Annotated in this window: 6 protein-coding genes and 1 pseudogene; 4 read left to right on the top strand and 3 right to left on the bottom strand. The window is 47.9% G+C overall.

Features of this window, described 5'->3' with window-relative positions; all coding sequences use genetic code 11:
• The 4 genes and pseudogenes from bioH to ACTHUT_RS16000 all read left to right on the top strand — a co-directional run.
• Positions 1–605 (top strand): pimeloyl-ACP methyl ester esterase BioH (gene bioH, locus ACTHUT_RS16015; RefSeq protein ID WP_440419045.1); only part of this gene is annotated, 605 nt, incomplete at its 5' end.
• A 60-nt stretch (positions 606–665) separates the two neighbouring features.
• Entirely contained in the window at positions 666–1,460 is a 795-nt protein-coding gene (locus ACTHUT_RS16010; protein WP_314765766.1) for a methyltransferase, read from the top strand.
• Positions 1,461–1,566: 106 nt separating this feature from the next.
• Positions 1,567–1,902, top strand: a pseudogene (locus ACTHUT_RS16005) (cytidine deaminase-like fold-containing protein); the annotation flags it as partial.
• The gene (locus tag ACTHUT_RS16000; protein WP_197049997.1) at positions 1,892–2,317 is read left to right on the top strand and encodes a DUF6911 family protein; all 426 of its coding nucleotides are present in this window, start codon (positions 1,892–1,894) and stop codon (positions 2,315–2,317) included. The pseudogene ACTHUT_RS16005 and the gene ACTHUT_RS16000, both read left to right, overlap by 11 nt.
• A gap of 102 nt (positions 2,318–2,419) precedes the next feature.
• On the opposite strand, the gene ACTHUT_RS15995 is transcribed toward ACTHUT_RS16000, so the two are convergent.
• The 3 genes from ACTHUT_RS15995 to ACTHUT_RS15985 form a co-directional block, all read right to left on the bottom strand.
• Complete coding sequence (locus ACTHUT_RS15995; RefSeq protein ID WP_315093160.1) at positions 2,420–2,599, bottom strand: IS3 family transposase; 180 nt, start codon at positions 2,597–2,599, stop codon at positions 2,420–2,422.
• Positions 2,578–2,826 carry a BolA family protein gene (locus ACTHUT_RS15990; protein WP_003686612.1) on the bottom strand — a complete coding sequence of 83 codons (249 nt, stop codon included), beginning with the start codon at positions 2,824–2,826 and terminating at the stop codon, positions 2,578–2,580. Before ACTHUT_RS15990 ends, ACTHUT_RS15995 begins: the two co-directional genes overlap by 22 nt.
• A gap of 126 nt (positions 2,827–2,952) precedes the next feature.
• Entirely contained in the window at positions 2,953–3,282 is a 330-nt protein-coding gene (locus ACTHUT_RS15985; protein ID WP_094192864.1) for an FKBP-type peptidyl-prolyl cis-trans isomerase, read from the bottom strand.
• Positions 3,283–3,411 lie beyond the last annotated feature (129 nt).

Below are 3,411 nucleotides of genomic sequence, written 5' to 3'. Positions count from 1 at the left end.
CCGAACCGTTTGATATTGCCGCCGTTGCCGAAGCCTTCGCCGGACAAATCGACACGCCGGCACACATTCTCGGCTGGTCGCTGGGCGGACTGGTTGCCCTGTATCTGACCGCGCTTTATCCCGACAAAATCCAATCGCTCTGCCTGACGGCAAGTTTTGCCCGATTAACTGCCGACACGGATTATCCCGAAGGCTTGGCGCAACCTGCCTTGGGCAAGATGGTCGGCGCATTCCAGCAGGATTATGCCAAACATATTAAACAGTTTCTACAACTGCAACTGCTGCATACGCCGCATTCAAGCGAAATCTTAAACCGCGTATTGCCCGATTTGGCGCGCTGCGGCACGCCTTCCGCCTTACAGGCCGCGCTTGAAGCCGTCAACCATGCCGACGCGCGTCCGTTGTTGCCGCTTATTCAAACGCCGTCACTGCTGGTGTTTGGACAGAAAGACGCCATCACGCCGCCGCGCATGGGCGAATATTTACACCGCCATTTGAGCAACAGCGAGCTGGTCCTTATCGACAAAGCCGCTCACGCGCCCTTTTTAAGCCATGCCGACGAGTTTGCCGAAATTTACCGCAATTTTGTCGAAAAGGCCGTATGAAACAGCCTTCAACCATAAAAACAGAATATTGTCGGGCAAAGCCCGCTGACACGACCCACCATGACCGAACAAGACAAACGCTGGCAGATTCACCGCCATCTCGCCCAAGACACCGACGAGCGCCTGCAGCTGGTCCGCAATGCACCCAAACGCATCATGCTGATTGGTGCCGATGCCGACATCAGCCGCAGCCTGCTGGCCGCGCGTTATCCCGACGCCGTGTTTGAAGAATACGATCCGAATGCCGATTTTTTGAAAACCGCCGCCGCCGCGCGCAAAGGCGGTTTTTGGCAGAAGCTGACCGGCAAAACCATCCCGCAGCATTGCCAAGCCCTGACCGCGCCATTACCTGAAGCATCCGCCGATATGTTGTGGGCCAACCTCAGCCTCAGCCGCGCCGACGATATTTTGCCGGTTTTGAAAAACTGGGCCGCCGCTTTGAAAACCGACGGATTATTGTTTTTTACCCACTTTGGCCGCGACAGCCTGAGCGAGCTGACAGGCCGTCTGAACCATGAAGGCATCGAATGCGAAGCGCCCACGCTGATTGATATGCACGACTTGGGCGATATGCTGGCTGACAACGGCTTTTACGATCCGGTAACCGACACGGCCAAGCTTGAGTTGAGCTATAAAAAAGCTGGGACGTTTTGGCAGGACATGGAAACCTTGGGATTGTGGAATGCGTTGAAGTTCAGCAATCCGCAAGCGGCCAAGGAATGTGTGGATAAGATTTTTGAAAAAGAAGGCCGTCTGAACATCACGCTTGAAACCGTGTACGGCCATGCCGTGAAGAAATTGATGTTGCCGCAAGGGGAGAACGTGGTGCAGTTTTTCCCGAAACGGCAGGGCTAGTTTGGCGGTTGTGCCGGTAAGGTTTACACAGCGATTGCGTGTTGTCGAATGCGGTTTGGCGTTTATATCGATTGCCTGCGCTGTTTAAGGGGATAGATTTTCAGACCCTAATAAATTGACTTTAATTGCAGAGAATGTGGCAAATAAAAAACCTCAAAAGAACGGTTCACCTTATCCAAATGCTAATATGCGAGATGCACATGCTGAAATAGGTGCAATTCAACAAGCTTATGAAAAAGGTGTGACTAAAGGAAAAAATATGGTGATCCATGTCCAAGGGCGTGATGTATGTACGCATTGTCGTCAAGACATTGCATCAGCAGCAGAAAAAGCAGGATTAAAATCGGCCACTGTTCATGCTGTTGATGATAAGAACAAACTGAAAACTTATACTTGGATTCAAGGGCAAACATCAATAAAGGAAAATAAGAATGGAAAATAGCTTATTATTTTTTTCATGTGCATATAAATCAGAAGAGGGTGAATGGATAACTTTGGCAGATAGGGATATGGCATCTAAGATTGGTAAAGATAAAATATTATCTATGCTTAACAGCACAAAGAATCATAGATCTGACGTTAGATTAGAAGTTATACCTGAACCAGAAGTAGGCTTATCTGAATTAAGGATGGAATCAGATGGTGAGAGATATTTATTTACTCTACTTGAATACGGGGATAACGGGGAGTTTTTGATTAGGTCTAAGTCCGATTTTACTGGAGTTCCAAGATTGGTTGATTTTATGGGAGAACCTTTTCCAGCAAGTGAAGTTATAACAGATTTTGATTTTATTAAAAGAGTATTTGTTGAGTTGCTAGAAACAGGAAATGTTTCTTATGAGTTAATGGATATATAATTTAAAACATCTATATAAAGTACGGTCAATTTTTAAAGCGTTTTAAAAGCTCTCAAAAACTGACCGCACTTTGATCTGCCCCCCAAAAGTTGGACAGGTTAGTTAACTTAAATATTGAGCTCGGTATTGCACTGGGCTCAATCCTTTTAAACCAAGTTTAATTCGTTTTTGGTTGTAATACACTAAATATTCTTCAATTTCAGTATGTATGAAAAAGGCCGTCTGAAAACTTTTCAGACGGCCTTTTGTTTGATTCCAAATTAAGCCTGTTTGGCAGCCCATTCGGCCGGAGTGGCGGCAACGGAAATCGACAGCGCGTGCAATTCGTTGCTTTCGAGTTGCGGCTTGAGTCCGTCTTTAATCAGGCGGTGGCGGGCGAGGCGGGCTTTGCCTTCAAATGAGGAGGAAACGATTACGGCGAAGAAGTGATGGCCGTCGCCTTCGACTTCGACGTGTTCGCAAGGGGTAACGCCTTCAATCAGGGTTTTGACTTGTTCAGGTAAAAGCATGGGGGTTCCTTGGGAAATGGTTTGCTTGTAAAAGAGGGCATTATACCGAATCTTGATAAAAACAGGCCGTCTGAAAAACCAAACTGCGGGTTTCAGACGGCCTCGGTCTTTTGAAGCGTCAAATGCTTATTCGTACACTTTCAGCAGCTCGACTTCAAAAATCAAGGTCGCATGCGGAGGAATCACGCCGCCGGCACCGTGTGCGCCATAGCCCATTTCGGAAGGAATGGTCAGCTTGCGTTTGCCGCCTTCTTTCATGCCGCCGAAGCCTTCGTCCCAACCTTTAATCACTTGGCCGACGCCCAGAGTGATGGTCAGCGGTTGACGGCGGTCGAGGCTGGAGTCGAATTTGGTACCGTCTTCCAACCAGCCGGTGTAATGTACGGTGATTTCTTTGCCTTTGACGGCTTCTTTGCCGTGGCCTTCTTGCAAGTCTTCAATAATCAGGCTCATGATGTTCCTTTCGGATGTATGGTGAAAATCGGCTCAAGATTACCATATTGTGTGGAATCGTGAAACAAAGGCGCCCATATGGCCGGCAACAAAAAGGCCGTCTGAAACGGATTTTCAGACGGCCTTTGTTTT

The sequence above is a fragment of the Neisseria sp. P0022.S010 genome, assembly GCF_051956635.1.
Note: the sequence above shows the minus strand (reverse complement) of the source record. Positions and strands in the feature narration are given on the sequence as shown.